This window comes from Pseudomonas sp. EMN2 (assembly GCF_009650555.1).
GTDB classification, from domain to species: domain Bacteria; phylum Pseudomonadota; class Gammaproteobacteria; order Pseudomonadales; family Pseudomonadaceae; genus Aquipseudomonas; species Aquipseudomonas sichuanensis.
Genome location: NZ_VZZR01000058.1, coordinates 14,756 through 33,928 on the forward strand (window position 1 = coordinate 14,756; position 19,173 = coordinate 33,928).

Below are 19,173 nucleotides of genomic sequence, written 5' to 3' on the forward strand. Positions count from 1 at the left end.
TGCAGCCCTCATACAAACCCATTCAAAACCCCTGACAAGGAGGTCCCGATGCCCCGCCCGATCCGCTTCAACGCCTTCAGCATGAACGCCGCCAGCCACCAGTCGCCCGGCCTCTGGCGCCATCCACGCAACACCAGTGCCGAGTTCAACCGCCTGGACTACTGGACCGACCTGGCCCGGCTGCTGGAACGCGGCCTGTTCGACGCGCTGTTCATCGCCGACGTGCTGGGCATTTACGACGTCTACCAAGGCGGCCCCGAGGCCGCCCTGCGCGGCGGCGTGCAGGTGCCGGTGAACGACCCGCTGCTGCTGGTGCCGGCCATGGCCGGGGTCACCGAACACCTGGGCTTCGGCGTGACCTTCTCGCTGACCTACGAGCACCCCTATCCCTTCGCCCGGCGCATGTCCACCCTCGATCACCTGAGCAACGGCCGGGTCGGCTGGAACATCGTCACCGGCTACCTCGACAGCGCCGCGCGCAACCTGGGCCTGCCCCGGCAGCTCGGCCACGACCAGCGCTATGACCTGGCCGAAGAATACCTGCAGGTGCTGTACAAACTCTGGGAGCAGAGCTGGGATGACGATGCGGTGGTGCTGGAGCGCGAAACCGGGCGCTACATCGAACCAAGCCGGGTGCACCCGATCAACCACCACGGCGAACACTTCCAGGTACCCGGCATGCACCTGTGCCAACCCTCACCACAGCGCACCCCGGTGCTGTTCCAGGCCGGCGCCTCGGCACGCGGCCAGCAGTTCGCCGCGCGGCACGCCGAGTGCGTGTTCATCAGTGGCCCGACGCCCGCGGTACTGCGCCGCTATGCCGACGGCATTCGCCAGGCCAGCGAGGTGGCCGGGCGCGGGCGTGACGAAGTGCTGATCTACGCACAGGCGTTGCTGATCGTCGGCGCTACCCGCGAGCAGGCCGAAGCGCGCTTCGCCGAATACCGCCGCTATGTCGACCTCGATGCCGCCCTGGCCCTGCTGTCGGGCTGGACCGGCATCGACTTCGCAGGCCTGGACCCCGACGCGCCCATTGAATATGTGGAGAATGACGCCGGCCGCGCCGCCCTGGCGGCGTTCACTGCCGCCGACCCGAGCCGCCGCTGGACCGTGCGCGAGGCCGCCGAGTTCGTCGGCCTGGGTGGGCGCGGCCCGGTGCTGGTGGGCAGCGCCAGCGAGGTGGCCGATCAGCTGGAGCAGTGGCTGGAGCAGACCGGCATCGACGGTTTCAACCTCACCTATGCGGTGCAACCGGACGATCTGGCCCAGGTGGTCGAGCTGTTGGTGCCCGAACTGCAACGCCGTGGCCGCTACCCCACCGCGTACTCCGATGGCACCTTGCGCCACAAGCTGTTCGGCCAGGGCGACCGCCTGCCGGCGGAGCATGTCGGGCGCCAGGCTCGCATTCAGTAAACAAATACCGGGTATTTCAACATTTAATTTGTGGATGTCACGGACAGGCTCTTATGCTGTCCCGGCATCCCCTGCACGCACCGGCCGGTGTGGTCAAAGGCATGGGGAGAGAACAACAAGTCGAGACCGTTCATGTCGAAACCATCCTACTTCGCCCCCCACGGTGGGCACCCGGCTCAGACCGAGCTGCTGACTGACCGTGCCATGTTCACCGAAGCCTATGCCGTCATCCCCAAGGGCGTGATGCGTGACATCGTCACCAGCCACCTGCCGTTCTGGGACAAGATGCGCATGTGGGTCATCGCCCGCCCGCTGACCGGTTTTGCCGAAACCTTCTCGCAGTACATCGTCGAAGTCGCCCCGGAAGGCGGCAGCGAGCGCCCTGAGCTGGACCCGAACGCCGAAGCGGTACTGTTCGTGGTCGAAGGCCAGATCGACATCACCGTCGAAGGCAAGCACCACACCCTGGTCCCAGGCGGCTACGCCTTCCTGGCCCCGGGCGCCGAGTGGAGCCTGCGCAACAACAGCCAGGCCAACGTCACCTTCCACTGGCTGCGCAAGCACTACCAGAAAGTCGAAGGCCTGCCAGTGCCGGAGTCGTTCGTCACCCACCGCGACAACGCCACCGTCATCGAGATGCCGGGCACCGAAGGCGCCTGGAAGACCACCCGCTTCGTCGACATGGCCGACATGCGCCACGACATGCACGTCAACATCGTGACCTTCCAGCCGGGCGGCGTAATCCCGTTCGCCGAAACCCACGTCATGGAACACGGCCTGTATGTCCTGGAAGGTAAAGCGGTGTACCGCCTGAACCAGGACTGGGTCGAGGTCGAGGCCGGCGACTTCATGTGGCTGCGCGCCTTCTGCCCGCAGGCCTGCTACTCCGGCGGCCCGGGCCCGTTCAGCTACCTGCTGTACAAAGACGTCAACCGCCACGTGCACCTGACCCTCAACCCGCAGCGTTGAGTTCAGGTTGATGGCCACGAGCCCGCCTTGATGGCGGGCTTCGTTTTTGTGGCCATACTTGCAGCTTGCCCTTGCTGCGGCCACCGATCATGCCCCTCTCCCGCCTGCTGCTTGCCCTGTTGCTGTCGCTGCCAGCCCCGCTGCTGGCCGCCGACGACTGGCAGCTGGCCTATGACCGCGAAGGTATTCGCGTCTACCTGAGCAGCGTCGCCGGCTCCCCCTACCAGCAATTCCGTGGTGTCAGCACCATGAATGCCAGCGTGCGCACGCTCACCGACCTGCAGGAAAACCTGCGGGTGGCGTGCAAATGGCTGTATGCATGCGAGCAGATGCGCCTGCTGGACGTGGAAGGCGACAGCACCTGGGTGTACCTCACCACCAACCTGCCGTGGCCGACGCTGCCGCGGGACATGGTGCTCAAGGTCAGCACCGAGCGGCTGGACGACGGTACGCTGGTGCGCCACCTCAGCGCCGACCCTGGCAGGGTGCCCGAAGAGCCGGGGCTGATTCGCGTAAAGCGCATCAATGGCGAATGGATCATGAAGCCGGTGGGTGCAAAGCGGACAGAGGTGACCTATCAGTTGCAGGCTGATCCGGCCGGCGATGTACCGGGCTGGCTGGCCAACCGGTTCGTGGTGGATGCGCCGGTGGTGACATTGCGCACGTTGCGTGCGGTGGCGGAGCGCCAGCGTTGAGCGCGGGACCGATTCAGGGCCGATGAAAGCATCGCGGGGCAAGCCCGCTCCCACGCAATCTGAAAAACTGCGTGGGAGCGGGCTTGCCCCGCGATCAGTCACAAGACAGGCCTTGGGGTGACGCTACTCAGTCCGCCAAACGCCAGGTGGTAGCGCCTTTGCTGTCTTCCAGCACCACACCCATGGCAGTGATCTGGTCGCGGATGCGGTCGGACTCGGCCCAGTTCTTGTCGGCCCGCGCTTGCAGGCGCGCCTGGATCAAGGCTTCCACTTCGGCGGCGTCGACCTTGCCTTCGGCCCCTGCGCGCAGGAAGTCGTCGGCCTCCAGTTGCAGCACACCCAGCACATCGCCCAGCTCACGCAGACGACCGGCCAGGCCAGCGGCAGCCTCGAGGTCGCTGTCACGCAGGCGGTTGATCTCGCGCACCAGATCAAACAGCACGGCGCAGGCTTCAGGGGTGCCGAAGTCGTCGTTCATCGCGGCGCTGAAGCGCTCGACGAACTCGTCACCGCCCTTGGCCGCCACGCGCGGCAGACCACGCAGGGCGTGGTAGAAGCGCTCCAGTGCGCCTTTGGAGTCACGCAGGCTGTCTTCGGAGTAGTTGATCGCGCTGCGGTAGTGGCTGGCCACCAGCAGGTAACGCACCACTTCCGGGTGGTACTTGTCGAGCACGTCGCGGATGGTGAAGAAGTTGTTCAACGACTTGGACATCTTCTCGCCATTGATGCGGATCATGCCGCAGTGCATCCAGGCGTTGGCGTACTGCTTGCCGGTGGCCGCCTCGCTCTGGGCGATCTCGTTCTCGTGGTGCGGGAACTCAAGGTCGCTGCCGCCGCCATGGATGTCGAAGCTCTCGCCCAGGCAGCAGGTGGACATCACCGAGCACTCGATGTGCCAGCCCGGACGGCCCGGGCCCCACGGCGAATCCCAGTACGGCTCGCCCGGCTTGACGCCCTTCCACAGCACGAAGTCCAGCGGGTCCTGCTTGGCCTCGTCGACTTCGATGCGTGCGCCGATGCGCAGGTCTTCGATCTTCTTGCGCGACAGCTTGCCGTAGCCGACGAACTTGCCGACGCGGTAGTACACGTCGCCATTACCCGGGGCGTAGGCGTAACCCTTGTCGATCAGGGTCTGGATCATCGCGTGCATGCCGGGGATATGGTCGGTGGCACGGGGCTCCAGGTCGGGCTTGAGGATGCTCAGGCGGCGCTCGTCCTCGTGCATCGCGTCGATCATGCGCGCGGTCAGGGCGTCGAACGACTCGCCGTTCTCGTTGGCACGGTTGATGATCTTGTCGTCAATGTCGGTGATGTTGCGCACATAGGTCAGCTCATAGCCGCTCTTGCGCAGCCAGCGGGTGACCAGGTCGAAGGCCACCATGCTGCGGCCGTGGCCCAGGTGGCAGTAGTCGTACACGGTCATGCCGCACACGTACATGCGCACCTTGTTGCCATCGAGCGGCTTGAAGGCTTCCTTGGTCTTGGTCAGCGTGTTGTAGATGTTAAGCACGGCGGTTCCTCAGCTGCCCCAGGAGTCACGCAGGGTGACGGTGCGGTTGAACACCGGGCGGCCCGGCTGGCTGTCTTTCAGGTCGGCGCAGAAGTAGCCTTCGCGTTCGAACTGGAAGCGGTCTTCAGGTTGGGCCTGGCCCAGCGATGGCTCGGCGCGGCAGCCGGTCAGCACCTGCAGCGAATCGGGGTTGATGTTGTCGAGGAAGCTGCCGCCGTCTTCGGTCTTTTCCGGGTTGGCGGAGCGGAACAGGCGGTCGTACAGGCGCACTTCGCACTCGACGCTGCCTGCGGCCGGCACCCAGTGGATCACGCCCTTGACCTTGCGGCCTTCGGGGTTCTTGCCCAGGGTGTCCGGATCGTACGAGCAGCGCAGCTCGACGATGTTGCCGTCGGCGTCCTTGATCGCCTCGTCGGCGCGGATCACGTAGCTGCCGCGCAGGCGCACTTCACCGGCCGGTTCCAGGCGTTTGTAGCCCTTGGGCGGCTCTTCCATGAAGTCGTCGCGGTCGATGTACAGTTCGCGGGCGAACGGCAAGACGCGTACGCCCATATCCTCTTTCGGGTGGCGCGGCAGTTCGAGCTGCTCGACCTGGCCCTCTGGATAGTTGGTGATGACCACTTTCAGCGGACGCAGCACGCACATGGCGCGTGGCGCGGTACGGTCGAGGTCGTCACGGATGCTGAATTCGAGCATCGCCATGTCGACCACGCCGTCGGAACGGTTGGTGCCGATCATTTCGCAGAAATTGCGGATCGATGCCGGTGTGTAGCCACGGCGGCGGAAGCCCGACAGGGTCGACATACGCGGGTCATCCCAGGCGCTGACGTGCTTCTCGTCGACCAGCTGCTTGAGCTTGCGCTTGGAGGTGATGGTGTAATTCAGGTTCAGGCGGCTGAACTCGTACTGGCGCGGGTGCGCCGGTACCGGCAGGTTGTCGAGGAACCAGTCGTACAGCGGGCGGTGGCCTTCGAACTCCAGGGTGCAGATCGAGTGGGTGATGCCTTCGATGGCATCGGACTGCCCGTGGGTGAAGTCGTAGTTCGGGTAGATGCACCACTTGTCACCGGTCTGGTGATGGTGGGCATGGCGGATGCGGTAGAGGATCGGGTCGCGCAGGTTCATGTTCGGCGAGGCCATGTCGATCTTGGCCCGCAACACGCGCTCACCGTCCTTGAACTCGCCGGCCTTCATGCGGGCGAACAGCTCGAGGTTCTCTTCGACGCTGCGCTCGCGGAACGGGCTGTTCTTGCCCGGCTCGGTCAGGCTGCCGCGGTATTCCTTGGCCTGATCAGGGGTCAGGTCGCAGACATAGGCCTTGCCACGCTTGATCAGTTCAACGGCCCAGTCGTGCAACTGGTCGAAGTAGTTGGAGGCATAGCGCACCTCGCCGGCCCAGTCGAAGCCCAGCCATTTCACGTCGCTCATGATGGCGTCGATGTATTCCTGGTCTTCCTTGGCCGGGTTGGTGTCGTCGAAGCGCAGGTGGCAGACACCGCCGAATTCCTTGGCCAGACCGAAGTTGACACAGATCGACTTGGCATGACCGATGTGCAGGTAGCCGTTGGGCTCTGGCGGAAAACGGGTGACGATGCTGCTGTGCTTGCCCGCGTCCAGGTCGGCCTGGATGATCGGCCGCAGGAAGTTCACAGGGACGGCGGGGGCGCCTTTGGCAGCGGCGTTGGGCGCGTTGTCGGCAGTGGGCTTGCTCATAGTGTCCTTGAATGCAGGTAGCTGGCCTGGGTAGGCCGATTGAAACAAAGGGCCTATCATAGCCGAAGCAGTCAAGCTGCTGACAGCCGGGCGCAGACAAACTGACGCGATTTGCGCAGCTATTTGTCGCAGCCGCCGGTCTAAACCGGCAGAATGGCCGCCGCGCACCTTGTGGCATGTGCCGCGGCCTGCTGATCCTGCGTCAGCTAACCCGAGCGCCCTGCGCCCCCTATTTCCGATGCCTTGAGAGCGAACTTAAGCATGTCCAAAGTCAAACTGAGCACCAACCACGGCGACATCGTCATCGAACTGAACGCCGAAAAAGCCCCGATCACCGTTGCCAACTTCCTGGCTTACGTTGAAGCCGGCCACTACAGCAACACCGTGTTCCACCGTGTGATCAAGGGCTTCATGATCCAGGGCGGTGGTTTCGAGCCAGGCATGAACGAAAAGCGCGACAAGCGCGCCAGCATCCAGAACGAAGCCGACAACGGCCTGAAGAACGACAAGTACACCATCGCCATGGCCCGTACCATGGAGCCGCACTCGGCCTCCGCGCAGTTCTTCATCAACGCTTCCAACAACGACTTCCTCAACCACAGCGGCAAGAATGTCCAGGGCTGGGGCTACGCCGTGTTCGGTAAAGTGACCGAGGGCACCGAAGTTGTCGACGCCATCGAAAAAGTCGCCACCGGTTCCAAGGCTGGCCACCAGGACGTACCGAAAGAAGACGTGATCATCGAGAAAGCCGAGATCATTGAGTGATTCTGCTGATCTCCGATCTGCACCTGCAAGAAGAACGCCCGGACATTGTCCGGGCGTTTCTTGATCTGCTCGACGGCCGCGCCCGTCACGCCAAGGCGCTGTACATCCTTGGCGACTTCTTCGAGGCGTGGATCGGCGACGATGCCATGACCCCGTTCCAGCAGTCGATCTGCCAGGCCCTGCGCCAACTGAGCGACAGCGGCACGGCGGTGTACCTGATGCACGGCAACCGCGACTTCCTTATCGGCCAGGCGTTCTGCGAAGCCGCCGGCTGCACCCTGCTGGCCGACCCCAGCGTGGTCGAGCTGGGTGGCGAGCAGGTATTGCTGATGCATGGCGATACCCTGTGCACCCGCGACGTGGCCTACATGAAGCTGCGCCGCTACCTGCGCAATCCGCTGACGCTGTGGATCCTGCGGCACCTGCCGCTGTCCACGCGGCACAAACTGGCACGCAAGCTGCGCAGTGAAAGCCGCTCGCAGACCCGCATGAAGGCCACCGAGATCGTCGACGTGACCCCGGAGGAAGTGCCCAAGGTGATGGCCGCCCATGGCGTACGCACCCTGGTGCATGGCCACACGCACCGCCCGGCGATCCACAAGCTGGTGGTCGATGGACAACCGGCGCGGCGGATCGTGCTCGGTGACTGGGACCGGCGTGGCTGGACGCTGCAGGTGGATGAACAGGGCTTTCAACTGGCCCCGTTCGATTTCGCCTGAGGCTATGGACCTCCTCCTGTAGGAGCGGCCTTGCGCCGCGAAAGGGCCGCGAAGCGGCCCCGGCGATTTAAAAGCCAGGGGCTGCGTTGCAGCCCTTTCGCGGCACAAGGCCGCTCCTACAGTGAAAGCCGGCGAGCCTTACTGGGCGCTGACCACCGCCGCCCTGTCCTTCTCGCTGATCACATACTGCCGATACTGCGGATCCGCCTTGATCTGCGCCTCGGTGAACGGGATCGCTGACAGCTGCTTGGCCGCAAAGGCGCGGGTCTGGTCACCGGCGTGGGCCGAAGCCGCCTCGCTGGACAACGAAAACGCCAACAAACCCTGTGCCTGCGGCCCCTGCTCGGTAAAGCTGACCACCTGCAGGTAGCTGGAGCCGCTGACCACCAGGCGCTTGCCCGGTGCAACCGGCACACTGAGCATGGCGTTATACACCCCCAACTCCTGCGGACCGCCTGGCACCGGCGTGCCATCGCTGGCCTGCTGGATCTGCCCCCAACGCTGCTCGGCAGCGATACCGGCTTCGCCAACCTGGGCCAACGAGGCCAGTGCAGCCTGGTGCAACAGTTTGCCCACCGCCGCCTGCTCCACTGCCAGGCCACGAGGCGTATGCAGTGGATCGGCCGGATCGAACGCCACTCGCCAGCTTTCGCGATGTTCGGCCAGCGCGCCGGCGATGTTCTCGAAGTGCACCAGGCCGATCCCGGCCTCCAGGTCAGCCTTGCCATTCCAGGCCTGCAGGCTGGCGCATACCGCCGCGACATCCGCCGGCGCGCCTTTGCACCATTGCAGCAGGTCGGGCAACAGCAGGCTGGCCAGGTAGACCTCATCATCGAAAACCATGCGCTTCAGGGCATCGCCGTCCAGCTTGGCGCTACCTTGCAGGCGCTGCAGGGCGAAGCGGCTGCGCATGCCCAGCGGTTGTTCGGCGCGGCTTTGCAGCGGCGAGAAACCGGCCAATGGCGCAGCGGGGTTGGCCAACCAGGCCGAGTCATTGGAGTGCTGCACGAAGTCACCGCGCACCAGGCTAGGTTGCAGGCGCGCCGGGAAGATCCCCGGTTGTGCGGCCTGGGCGTCGACCTTCCACTGGCAGGCACTGCGCGAGCCGTCCAGCACCACCACCGGCTCGGTGACGCCAGGGTTGCCGCAACGGGCCAGCAGCTCTTCATCGACATAGGGCACCACTGACTGATTCAGGTACAGTGCCTGCCCCGCTGCATCGACCGCCAGGGTGTTGACCCAGGGGATGCCCTGCAACTGCGCCACCGACGCTTGCAACGCGCCAAGGCTGTCGGCGCGGTTGATCCGATACCACTGCTGCAGCACCCGGGTGTTTTCCAGGTTGGCGTCACGCAGCGCGTAGGCCGCCTGATTGTCCCAGTCCAGTCGGCCGGGCCACTGCACCACGGGGCCAAACTTCGACAGGTAGATGGGCCGTTCGACCTGCTGCAGCGCGCCGCCCTCGCCTTTCACCGTGACGCTGACCTTCTGCTGCTCAAGCGGCAGCGACTGGCCATCGACCAGGTAGCGGGTTGGGTCTTTCGGGTCGAGTTGCAGGCGATACACGGTGAAATGCTTCGACGTATCTACCGTGTGGGTCCAGGCCAGGTGCTTGTTGAAACCGATGTTGACCACCGGCAGGCCCGGCAACGCCGCCCCCATGACATCCAGCTGCCCGGGGATGGTCAGTTGCATCTGGTAGAAGCGCATTCCGCCTACCCAAGGGAAATGCGGGTTGGCCAACAACAGGCCACGGCCATTGGCCGAGCGCTGCGCGCCCACCGCAACGGCGTTGCTGCCACGGCTCATGGCGAACAGTTGCTGCTGGGCCAGGGCCACGCTGTAGTCGACCGTGGGCCGCTGCGCCGCAAGGTTGGGCGGGGTCGCCGCCACCACGGCCTCGGCGAACTGGCCTAGGCCACCTTCGGCCAACAGGCGCCGGGTCAACTTGACCAGGTCCAGGCTGGTGATCGGCCGCACCCAGTCGCCCGCCCCGCACTCGGCGGGCAGGCCCTGAGCCCGCCGCTCACCCAGGGCGCGGTTGTAGCCGCGGGCATAGCCGTCCAGCAGGTCGCGCACTGCTGCCGGCTGTGCCTGCAGGAAGCCGTTGACTGCAATGGGGTTGTTGAGCCAGGTGAAGAACAGGTCGCTGGCGAGGTTGTCGCGTTGCTCCACGGTCTTGCCGTCAGCACCGAAATAGCGGGAGCGCTCGCCGTTGACCGTCAGCACCTCGTTGGCCAGCAGGCACAGATTGTCCTGGGCGTAGGCATAGCCGATGCCATAGCCCAGGCCACGCTCGTCATTGGCCAGGATGTGCGGCACACCGAAGCTGGTGCGACGGATCTGCGCAGAGGCTTCGCCGGTAGCCTCGCGCGCCTGCGCCAGCAGGCTCGAGGCAACCAGGGCGGCGGCGAGGCCAAGGCGCAGGGTAGGACGCGAAAGAGGGATCACAGGCACTCCTCGTGCAATCGGGGGTTATCCCGATCAGACGAATGGCCGGATGAAAATTTTACGCCCTCTTGCCTGCTGCAACGTCTTCAACAAGGCATTTCAGATTTTTTTACCGAGGGACTGCAGTTTTGCCGTTCTCGTTCGTCTTAATAGGTGAGAGAGGCAACAACGATGAATCCGCTGCGGTCGATGAAAAGGAGCATTCGCATGCATAACCCACACCCCGCGCTGCCGGCGACGCACAGCCCGGTCAGCACGCCCTGCGTACAGGAAGTGCGCACCGGCAACGAGCAGATTCGCGAGCTGCTGCGTGTCTACGGGCTGCGTACCAGCCTGATCCGCCTCAAAGTCATCGACGCCCTGCACAGCGCCGATCGCAACGGCCGCAGTATTGGCGTGCGCGGTGTCCACGCGCACCTTGAGCAGTTGGACATTCCGTTGTCGTTCCTCAGCGTGCGTGAGGTGCTCAAGCGGCTGTGCACCGAAGGTGTCATCAGCCTGGGCAACGACAAGTGCTACAGCCTCGAGCCCCAGGCCCGCGCCGTACTCGAGCAGCCTACCTTGCGTTGAGCGTACGGCCGGCCATGATCTGCCGGCCGGCCCGCCTCAGGGCTTGACCTTGCGCCGCAGGATCCCGTTGATCACCACCACGACCACCGCAACGGCGATGGCGATGTACTGGAATGTCTGCTCGCTGATGGTGCCCTGCTTCTGCAGGTGACTCAGGCCGAGCATGATCCCCAGTACCACCAGGATGATCAGGATCGAATATTTCAGGCGCTGCACATGTGTCATCGGGAGTTCCTTGCGACATCGGGGACATGAGGCTCCCTTGGAGCCGGCGTCATGATACCTCGCCGCCATTTCCTACGCTGATATTCCTGCCAACCTACGACGCACGCCTCCCCGCAGCAGCAGATTCGCTGCTGGCCTGACGCAAAATCACCTTGCCGGTCGACGCCCGGATCCCTGGGAATACTGTTCCCTTGCAATTGCTTGGGGTGACCCACCCAAACTGCCACCATGGAAGGTCTTCTCTAGGACTTTTGGGGCCTGTAGCGTAAGGGTGAAGATTTTTCATACATCAATTATCGCGATTGCTTTCAATCGTCGTGCCGACAAGGCTACAAGCACCGGTCCGATTCGCGCCTAGCGACCCTTTCTGATGCTGTTTGAAAATCGAGGCCAGCCAAGCGCCCAGCCGCGCCATGGCAACCCTCGATGCGCGGTCTATGCAAAGGCCCCGCGTCAAACGATCCCACAGTTCAAGGATGCTTTGCGTGGATATGCCAGACCTCAACAACATCGAAGTTACCCAACTGCCCCAATCACTGCAGGTTCTGATCGAATGCATCGGCCTCGAAAATGCCTATCGGCTCACCTGTGCGTTCGGCGGGCGTCCCAAATACATCCCCAAGCACCGCTCACGAACCAAATTGGCAGATGTCTTGCCGCCCGAAGCGCTCGACGCGCTGATCAAGCGCTTTGCCGGCCTGGCTCTGGAAATCCCCAAGGCCGACCACTTTCAGCGCCAACTGCGCAACCAGCAGATTCAGAAGGAAAGCGCCAACGGCCTGTCACGCAGCCTGCTGGCCGACAAATACGGGCTTAGCCTGCGACAGATCGGCAACATTCGGCGCCAGGACTGCCAGGCTCGCTAAGCGTTGAACGGATGAATGAAACGACCAGAGGCGTCCGCGCCCAGCCACTGGCAGCTGGCGCGGACGAGCCCGAACAGTCAGAAGTCGCGCTTGTAGAAAATGTCCAACGAGCTGGCCAGGCCGCTGGCGGCCTCCAGGTAGACTTTCTTGCTCAGTTTGTAGCGCAGGGCAATGGTATTAGCAGGCTCGAACACTCCCACACCGTAACGCAGGCTCAGCCGCTCGCTCAGGTTGCCGCTGGCGACCACACTGGTGCTGGTGCCCGAGCCCTCGGTGTCGAGCTGGAAATCTTCGATCCCCAGGTTCGACGCCAGGCTGCCAGTGATCCCCGCACTGCCCGCCAAACCCAGGCCCAACGCCGCCTCGGCCAACATGTTGCTGTCTTCACCCGACGCTCCCAGTGGCCGCCCCAGCACCAGATAGGACAACGCCTGCTCCTGGCTCATCGCCGGCTCCGAAAACACCTTGGTGGTGGGTTGTTCGGCGCTGCCGCTCAGGCGGATACCGGCAATCACATCATCCACCTGCCGAATCGCTTCGATATCCAGGTACGGCTGGTCGATGGGCCCCGCGAACAGCAGGCGCGCCCGGCGGATGGTAAGGCGCTGGCCATAGGCACGGTAGCGACCATCGGCCAGGCTCAGCTCCCCGCGGGTATCGAGATTGTCACCGATGTGCACGTGGCCGAGCAGGTTGGCGGTGAGGCCGAAACCACTGAACGACAGCTTGTCGCGGCCGACCTCGACGTCGATGTCCATCGCCACCGCCATGGGCGGCTTGCCCTCTTGCGTCTGGTGGCCAACGATCACCGTGTCGTCGGATACCTGCACCGTCGACGGTGGCAGTTCACGCACGGTGATCTTGCCCTTGGGCACCAGCACCTTGCCGGTTACTGCCAGTTTGTCGTCGACCAGGCGGATGACCAGGTCGGGCGCAACCTCGAGCACCGCGTAGGGCTCGACGGTGACGGGCAGCTGCTGGCCGCTCAGTCGCAACTCCATGGCCAGCGCCTGCCCCCAGGTCATCTGCCCGGCCAGCTCGCCACGCCCGGCGTCGCCACTGCGCCAGTCGCCCTTGAGTTGCACCTGCTCGCCGGCGATCAGCGCCTGCAGTGAAAGTGCCTGCAGGCTCACCGGCAACTCTGCGCCACTGACTTCACCGCCGCTCAACGCCAGGTTGCCGTTGACCTGCGGTGCCAACAGGCTGCCCGACAGGCGCCCGCTGCCATTGAGCTGGCCGGCCAGGCGCTCGACCATCGGCAGGAACGGCCGGGCCACCGACAGCTCCAGTCCGGCCAGGCGGAACTCGCCGGTCAGCGGCTTGTTGCGCCCAAGCGGATCAAGGCGGGTGTCGAGGGTCAGCTCCCCCAGGCGCTCGCCACGAAAGTCCAGGCGGGTGTCCACCCGACGCGGTGCCAGGGTGCTGTCCAGGCGCAGAACCTGGTAGGGAAAATCGACCCAGCGCCCCTTGTCACGCACGCGCAGGGTGCCGCCGCCGGCATCGATACGAATACTGCCCTTGGGGCCGCTGGCCGGGATATCGAGGTTGATGTCGGCATTGAGCAGCCCCTGCCAGGCGAAGTCCTTGGGCAGCCACTGCGCCAGGCTGTCCAGCGGGAACTGCTTGAGGTGGTAGCGCAGGCGCGGCTCCGGTGCCAGGCGCTGGTCCTCGCCACACAGGCTAGCCTGGCCTGCGCGCCAGCAATGGCCACCGAAGTCCAGCTGACCGCTGGCCAGACGCTGCAGGCGCGCCGGGGCTTGCAGTTGCCAGTCCTGGCCACCGGCCTGGATACGTCCGCTGGCCAGGCGACCGCGCCAGTCGCCCTTGCTGAGGGTGCCGTCGAGCGCCAGGTCGAGCTTGAGCTGCGGGCCATCGAGCGCCAGGGTGGCAGCTTGCTGGCGGATATCGCCCTTGCCCTGCACATCCAGGTTGCCCAACGGGGTATCGCCCAGGCGGATAGCGCCGGCCTTGAGCGTGAGCTGCCCACGCTGGGCATTGTCCAGGCGCGCCTCGAGGTCCAGCCGCTGTACACGGTTGTCGGCCTGCGCCAGTTGCTGGCCGTGCAGCGTGAGGCTGCCCTGGGGCGCTGCGAGGGTGCCCGCCAGGTCCAGGCGGCCCTTGACCTGGCCCTGCAACTGCGGCCAGAGCTGGCCAAGCCGCGGCAGGTCGAGGTCGACACGCCCGGCCAGGCGCTGCTGCAGGCTGCCGCTGCCGTTGATGCGGTTTTCGCCCAGCTGCACCGCGAGGCTGCCCAGGGTCCAATGGTCGCCCTTGCCGTCGGCATCCACCTTGAGCACGGCTGGCTGGCCACGCAGGCGCCCCTTGAGGTCGAGCTGCGCCTTGAGCTGCAATTGCTGGTTCTTCAGCTCGCCCTGGCTGCGCAATGGCCCGGCCAGGGTACCGGGCAGCTCGGCCAGCCAGTAGGCCGGGTCGAGCGCTGCCAGCTGCAGGTCGACATCCCAGGCCAGGGTGTCGGCAAAGCGCAAGGCGACGCTACCGGTTGCCTTGCCCTGCCCTGCACTCAGCGCCAGCTGCGGCAAGCGCACCTGGCCAAGGTCACCGTCGAACGGGCTGGCGACGGTGAAGGCACCGGCCGGGCCATCCAGGTCACCGTTGAACACGCCCTTGTAGTTGCCATCGCGGTACTGCACCTGGGCATTGAAGCGCTTGAGGGTCACCTGCGGCGGTTGCTCGAGGGGGTACAGGCGCAACCAGGGGAAATCGAGCCAGTCGATGCTGGCGTCAGCGCTCAAGCCCTGCTGCCAGTCGGCACTGGCCTGCAGCTTGACGCGCTGGGTATCGCTGGCATTGAGGTCCAGGGCATCGAGCCGGGCGCCCTTGGCGTCCACCTTGCCGGCCAGCACCAGGCCCACCGGGACCTGCTCCGCCGGCAGCGTGGCCGCACCGGAGAGCTGGTAGCCCTTGAGCAGGTCGCCCTGGGCGTCGAGCCTGAGCTGGTTGAGTTGCAGGGTGTCGGGCAGGCTGGCGGCGGGCTTGAACGCCTCGGCACGCAGGCTCAGCTTCGCCGGCAGGTGTTCGGCCAGGGCCTGCAGCTCGCCGTTCAAGCGGGCATCGAGGTAGCCGCTGCTGGTGGCGTCCAGTGTCAGAGTCTGTTGCAGCTCACCCTTGGCGCTCAACGCCAACTGCCAGGGTTGGCCGTCCACGGACGGCAGCTGCAAGGTACCTTGCAGTTGCAGCGGCCAGTTGCCTTGCGGTTGCAGCTCGCCCTTCAGTTCAAGGTGCAAGTCGTCGCGCTGCAATTGCAAGCTGTCGACCCTCAGGCCGGCCGTGGTCCAGTGCGCAGCCAGTTGCAGATTGCCCAGCAGCTCGCTGCCATCAAGCCGAAGCTGGCCGACCTTGACCTCGCCCAGTTCGATGGCCAGCGGCAGGTTCAGCGCCGGCAGTTGCAGCGGGCCGCTGTCGGGCTCGCTGTCGCCAGGGGCGAAGGCCATGTCGATACGCTCGGCCTGCAGACGCTCGATGCACAGGGTGGCGCGCAACAGGCAGGTCGGGGACCAGGCCAGCTGCGGGGCTTGCAGCTCGACCCGGCTCTCGCCGTCAACCCAGCGCAGTTGGCTGGCTTGCCAAGTGCCACCCAGGCGCCCTTCGAAGTCGCTGACCTCAAGCCCCGGCACCAGTCCCATTACCCAACGGCTGCCCGCCTGGGTACCCAGCACCAGGCCCAGCGGCAAGGCGATCAGCAGCAACAAAATGCTGATAACCAGCAAGAGGGTTCTGAACACACGTATCACAGCTCGGGCCCCATGGAAAAGTGCAAACGAAAACCACCGTCGTCATCCAGCGCGTGGGCCAGGTCCAGGCGCAGCGGCCCTACCGGCGAAACCCAGCGCACGCCGATGCCGACACCGGTCTTGAGGCTGGGCAGTTCCAGGTTGTTGAACGAGTTGCCCTGGTCGATGAAGGTTGCCAGGCGCCATTTTTCGGCGATCGAGTACTGATATTCGGCACTGCCGGCCACCAGGTAGCGACCACCGATGCGGTCGCCCTTGTTGTTCTCCGGCGACAGCGACTGGTAGTCGTAGCCACGCACGCTCTGGTCGCCACCGGCGAAGAAGCGCAGCGACGGTGGGATGTTCTGCTGGTAGCCGTTGGTGGCGCTGCCGCCGAACTGCACGCGACCGAGGAAGCGGTGGTTATGGCCGAGTGTGGTCAGGCCTTTGAGCAGCACATTGCCGTGCACCAGGTTGGCATCCGAACCCAGCCCCTCCTTGGCCGCCTGCAGGTCGAACTGCAGCCGATAGCCCTGGTGCGGATCTATCCGGTTGTCGCTGCGCAAGTAGGCAAAACTCACCCCTGGCATCAAAAGGTTGCTCAGTCCCGAGTCGTCACCCAGGCGATATTCTTCGCGTTGGTACTTGAGCGAGATCACCCGCTGCCAACCGCTGGGAAGCTTGCTGTGCCATTCCGGACCGACGGTCAGCAGCTTGCTCAGCGTGTCGGTGCCGGCGATGTCCTCGTTCTGGTAGCCGCCAGCAAAACGCAACTTGTCGGTGAGCGGTGGATCGAGCGGGATGTCGTACCACAGGCCGACGTTCTGCCGGGGTGCCGACAGTTCGGTCTCCCAACCGTAGCTATGGCCTTGCGGGTTGACCCAGTGGCGGGTCCAGTTGGCCTTGGCACGTGGGCCGACGTCGGTCGAAAAACCCAGGCCCAGGCCCATGGTGCGGGGTTTACGCGTGTCGAGGCGAACTTCGACGGGAATGTCTTCGCCCACGGCGGCGGTCGGCGCGGCATCCACCCGTACGCCTTCGAAATAGCCGCTCGATTGCAGGTCGTTGTTGAGTTCGGCGATCAACTCCGAGTCGTAAGGGGTGCCCGGCTGGAACTGCACCATGCGCTGCAGCAGGTCCTGGTCCAGGGGCGTGTCACCGCCGAAGTGCACCGCCCCCAGGCGATAGCGTGGCCCGCTCAGGTAGATCAGTTCGATGTCGGCGACGCCGGCCTGGGGGTCGACTGCCAGGCGCTGGCGTGTGAAGCGACCACTGAAAAAGCCATAGCGCGACGCCTGGTTGAGGATCAGTCGCTTGGCATCTTCGTAGTGCCCATGATTGAGTTGCTCGCCGGGGCGCAGCGCCTTGCTGTCGGGGATGCGAAATGCCTGCATTTCGCTGGCCGGCCCTTCGATGCGCACCGTCACGTTGCGCAGGCGTACCGGCTCACCCGGTTCGACGCGGATGATCAGTTGCGGGGGTTTGTCCTTGTCACTCGGCGCCTTTACTTCGCTGTCGATGCGCGCCTGGTAATAACCCAGCGCCTGCGCCGCCTTGCGTGTCTGCTCCTCGGCGCCGCGACTGAAACGCAGCAGCGCTTCTTCATCGCGCTCGCCGAGGCTGCCGATATAACCTTCGATATTGGCCTTGAGCGGCTTGTTGGCGGGTTTCACCCGGACCAGCAGCTCGCTCTGCGCCCATGCCATGGAGCTGGCGGCCAGCAACAGCAGGCCCCAGCAGAGTCTTCCTGAATACGTCATGCGGCGCATGCTACCAGAGCGAGCCGGTCAAGGGTGCCGCCTGTCAATACCGGTCACACAACTGTCGCCCTGGACGACTCCGGATTGGGATGGAAGAACACCCTTTCGCGGATCGGCCCTACCGCGACCTCGCCGATCTCCTGATAGCCCTGGCGCTCATAAAAGGCCAGGTAGTGTGCATTGCCGGTATCCAGCACCACGCCCTGGGTGGTCGGGTCATCGGCGCACCAGTCGTGCACTGCTTGCAGCAACTGTTCGCCGTAGTGCTGCCCCTGGAACTGCGGGTGCACACCCAGCAGCGGCAGTACATGCACCTGCCCGCTCGGCAGGCAGCCAGCCAGCGCAGCCTGGTAGTCCAGATAGCGTCGTGTGCAGCGCAGACCGGTGCCGAGCATCATGCGCAGGCGCCATGCCCAGCTGTCAGCCACACCCAGCCGACGTTGCGGCGGCACGATCAGCGCGATCCCGACCAGGCGGTCTTCCAGCAGCAGGCCGATCGCCGGCAGCTGCAGGTAGAAGTGCTGGCGCAGCCATTCGCGCACCAGCACCCGCAGGCGCTGTTCATAGCCAGGGCGCTGGGCTTCGAACAGCCAGGCAAAGGTCGGTTCATGGCGGTAGGCGTGGTACAGCAGCGAGCGAGCCTCGCGAGCGTAGCCTTCGTCGAGCAGGCAGATCCGGGCTGGTGCGGCTGGGGCGTCGGGCATCGCGGGCGGTCCTCCTGGAATGGGCGTGCAGTGCCTTGGAGTGACTGCACCGCATATCGTTCAGCTCCCACAGCACGTTAGCAGCGCCAACCCTGGGTCGCCACGCTGGCCGCCGCCGGCGATGTCGGCTAGCATTCGTGGCTTTTACCAGGATTGTCTTTCCATGAAAGTCGTCTCGTTCAACATCAATGGCCTGCGCGCCCGCCCGCACCAGCTGGCGGCGCTGATCGACAAGCACCAGCCGGACGTGATCGGCCTGCAGGAAACCAAGGTCAGCGACGAGCAGTTCCCGCTGGCTGAAGTCGAGGCGCTCGGCTACCACGTGCATTACCATGGCCAGAAGGGCCACTACGGCGTGGCGCTGCTGTCTCGGGAGAAGCCGCTGTCGCTGTCCAAGGGTTTCGCCAGTGATGAGGAGGATGCCCAGCGCCGCTTCATCTGGGGCACCTTCGCCGACCGTAACGGCACGCCGATCACGGTAATGAATGGCTACTTCCCCCAGGGCGAGAGCCGCGACCACCCCACCAAGTTCCCGGCCAAGCAACGCTTCTACAGCGACTTGCAGGTGTTGCTGGAGAACCAGTTCAAGAATGACCAGCCGCTGCTGGTGATGGGTGATGTGAACATTTCGCCGCAGGATTGCGACATCGGCATCGGAGCGGACAACGCCAAGCGCTGGTTGAAGACTGGCAAGTGCAGTTTCCTGCCTGAAGAGCGCGAGTGGATGGAGCGGCTCAAGGGCTGGGGGCTGGTCGACACGTTCCGCCATCTGCACCCGGAAGTGGCTGATCAGTTCAGCTGGTTCGACTATCGCAGCCGGGGGTTCGAGGATGAGCCCAAGCGTGGGCTGCGGATCGACTTGATCATGGCTTCGCAGGGGTTGCTGCCTCGGGTCAAGGCGGCGGGGATTGACTATGAGCTGCGGGGGATGGAGAAGCCTTCGGATCATGCACCGATTTGGCTTGAGTTGGGGTGAGGGTTCGGGTTCGGGGCCTAGTGTGTTGGTTTTGATAGATGTATGCGCATTCGGCGGCGATGTCGACTTTTAGTCACCTTTCCGCCCTTACGGCGGCCTACTTTGG

At 64.7% G+C, this 19,173-nt stretch carries 15 protein-coding genes; 8 read left to right on the plus strand and 7 right to left on the minus strand.

The features are described 5' to 3' along the window. Nucleotides 1-48 precede the first annotated feature (48 nt). The 3 genes from F6X61_RS18195 to F6X61_RS18205 all read left to right on the plus strand — a co-directional run bounded on the left by F6X61_RS18195 (nt 49) and on the right by F6X61_RS18205 (nt 3,077). Entirely contained in the window at nt 49-1,413 is a 1,365-nt protein-coding gene (locus F6X61_RS18195) for an LLM class flavin-dependent oxidoreductase (RefSeq protein ID WP_153787782.1), read from the plus strand. Between the two features lie 132 nt (nt 1,414-1,545). After that, the gene (locus tag F6X61_RS18200; RefSeq protein ID WP_125464268.1) at nt 1,546-2,382 is read left to right on the plus strand and encodes a bifunctional allantoicase/(S)-ureidoglycine aminohydrolase; all 837 of its coding nucleotides are present in this window, start codon (nt 1,546-1,548) and stop codon (nt 2,380-2,382) included. Between the two features lie 89 nt (nt 2,383-2,471). Further along, nucleotides 2,472-3,077: an START domain-containing protein gene (locus tag F6X61_RS18205; RefSeq protein WP_125858835.1), complete on the plus strand. Its 606-nt coding sequence runs from the start codon at nt 2,472-2,474 to the stop codon at nt 3,075-3,077. A gap of 127 nt (nt 3,078-3,204) precedes the next feature. On the opposite strand, the gene cysS is transcribed toward F6X61_RS18205, so the two are convergent. Beyond that, nucleotides 3,205-4,587: a cysteine--tRNA ligase gene (gene cysS / locus F6X61_RS18210; RefSeq protein WP_153787783.1), complete on the minus strand. Its 1,383-nt coding sequence runs from the start codon at nt 4,585-4,587 to the stop codon at nt 3,205-3,207. Nucleotides 4,588-4,596: 9 nt separating this feature from the next. After that, entirely contained in the window at nt 4,597-6,300 is a 1,704-nt protein-coding gene (locus F6X61_RS18215; protein ID WP_153787784.1) for a glutamine--tRNA ligase/YqeY domain fusion protein, read from the minus strand. 261 nt (nt 6,301-6,561) lie between these two features. Here F6X61_RS18215 and F6X61_RS18220 point away from each other — a divergent pair, with 261 nt between their 5' ends. Together F6X61_RS18220 and F6X61_RS18225 are read left to right on the plus strand one after the other, a co-directional pair. Beyond that, nucleotides 6,562-7,065: a peptidylprolyl isomerase gene (locus tag F6X61_RS18220; protein WP_153787785.1), complete on the plus strand. Its 504-nt coding sequence runs from the start codon at nt 6,562-6,564 to the stop codon at nt 7,063-7,065. Beyond that, complete coding sequence (locus F6X61_RS18225; RefSeq protein ID WP_153787786.1) at nt 7,062-7,784, plus strand: UDP-2,3-diacylglucosamine diphosphatase; 723 nt, start codon at nt 7,062-7,064, stop codon at nt 7,782-7,784. Before F6X61_RS18220 ends, F6X61_RS18225 begins: the two co-directional genes overlap by 4 nt. Before the next feature lie 138 nt (nt 7,785-7,922). On the opposite strand, the gene F6X61_RS18230 is transcribed toward F6X61_RS18225, so the two are convergent. Then, on the minus strand, nt 7,923-10,235 hold the full coding sequence (locus tag F6X61_RS18230) for an acylase (protein ID WP_153787787.1): 2,313 nt from the start codon (nt 10,233-10,235) through the stop codon (nt 7,923-7,925). A gap of 207 nt (nt 10,236-10,442) precedes the next feature. Here F6X61_RS18230 and F6X61_RS18235 point away from each other — a divergent pair, with 207 nt between their 5' ends. Further along, the gene (locus F6X61_RS18235; protein ID WP_153787788.1) at nt 10,443-10,805 is read left to right on the plus strand and encodes a fe2+ zn2+ uptake regulation protein; all 363 of its coding nucleotides are present in this window, start codon (nt 10,443-10,445) and stop codon (nt 10,803-10,805) included. Between the two features lie 36 nt (nt 10,806-10,841). On the opposite strand, the gene F6X61_RS18240 is transcribed toward F6X61_RS18235, so the two are convergent. Next, complete coding sequence (locus F6X61_RS18240; protein ID WP_153787789.1) at nt 10,842-11,030, minus strand: hypothetical protein; 189 nt, start codon at nt 11,028-11,030, stop codon at nt 10,842-10,844. 485 nt (nt 11,031-11,515) lie between these two features. Between F6X61_RS18240 and F6X61_RS18245 the strand changes: the two genes are divergently transcribed. Then, entirely contained in the window at nt 11,516-11,896 is a 381-nt protein-coding gene (locus tag F6X61_RS18245; RefSeq protein ID WP_153787790.1) for a Mor transcription activator family protein, read from the plus strand. A 77-nt stretch (nt 11,897-11,973) separates the two neighbouring features. On the opposite strand, the gene F6X61_RS18250 is transcribed toward F6X61_RS18245, so the two are convergent. Genes F6X61_RS18250 through F6X61_RS18260 form a run of 3 tightly spaced genes read right to left on the minus strand, consistent with a single transcriptional unit; the run spans nt 11,974 to nt 18,091 of the window. Beyond that, a complete protein-coding gene (locus F6X61_RS18250; RefSeq protein ID WP_371923723.1) occupies nt 11,974-15,639 on the minus strand; it encodes a translocation/assembly module TamB domain-containing protein in 3,666 nt (1,221 codons plus the stop codon). Between the two features lie 5 nt (nt 15,640-15,644). Continuing rightward, a complete protein-coding gene (locus F6X61_RS18255) occupies nt 15,645-17,387 on the minus strand; it encodes an autotransporter assembly complex family protein (RefSeq protein WP_153787791.1) in 1,743 nt (580 codons plus the stop codon). Nucleotides 17,388-17,440: 53 nt separating this feature from the next. Beyond that, complete coding sequence (locus tag F6X61_RS18260; RefSeq protein WP_153787792.1) at nt 17,441-18,091, minus strand: N-acetyltransferase; 651 nt, start codon at nt 18,089-18,091, stop codon at nt 17,441-17,443. A 163-nt stretch (nt 18,092-18,254) separates the two neighbouring features. Between F6X61_RS18260 and xthA the strand changes: the two genes are divergently transcribed. After that, nucleotides 18,255-19,067 carry an exodeoxyribonuclease III gene (xthA, locus tag F6X61_RS18265; RefSeq protein ID WP_153787793.1) on the plus strand — a complete coding sequence of 271 codons (813 nt, stop codon included), beginning with the start codon at nt 18,255-18,257 and terminating at the stop codon, nt 19,065-19,067. Nucleotides 19,068-19,173: the final 106 nt, after the last annotated feature.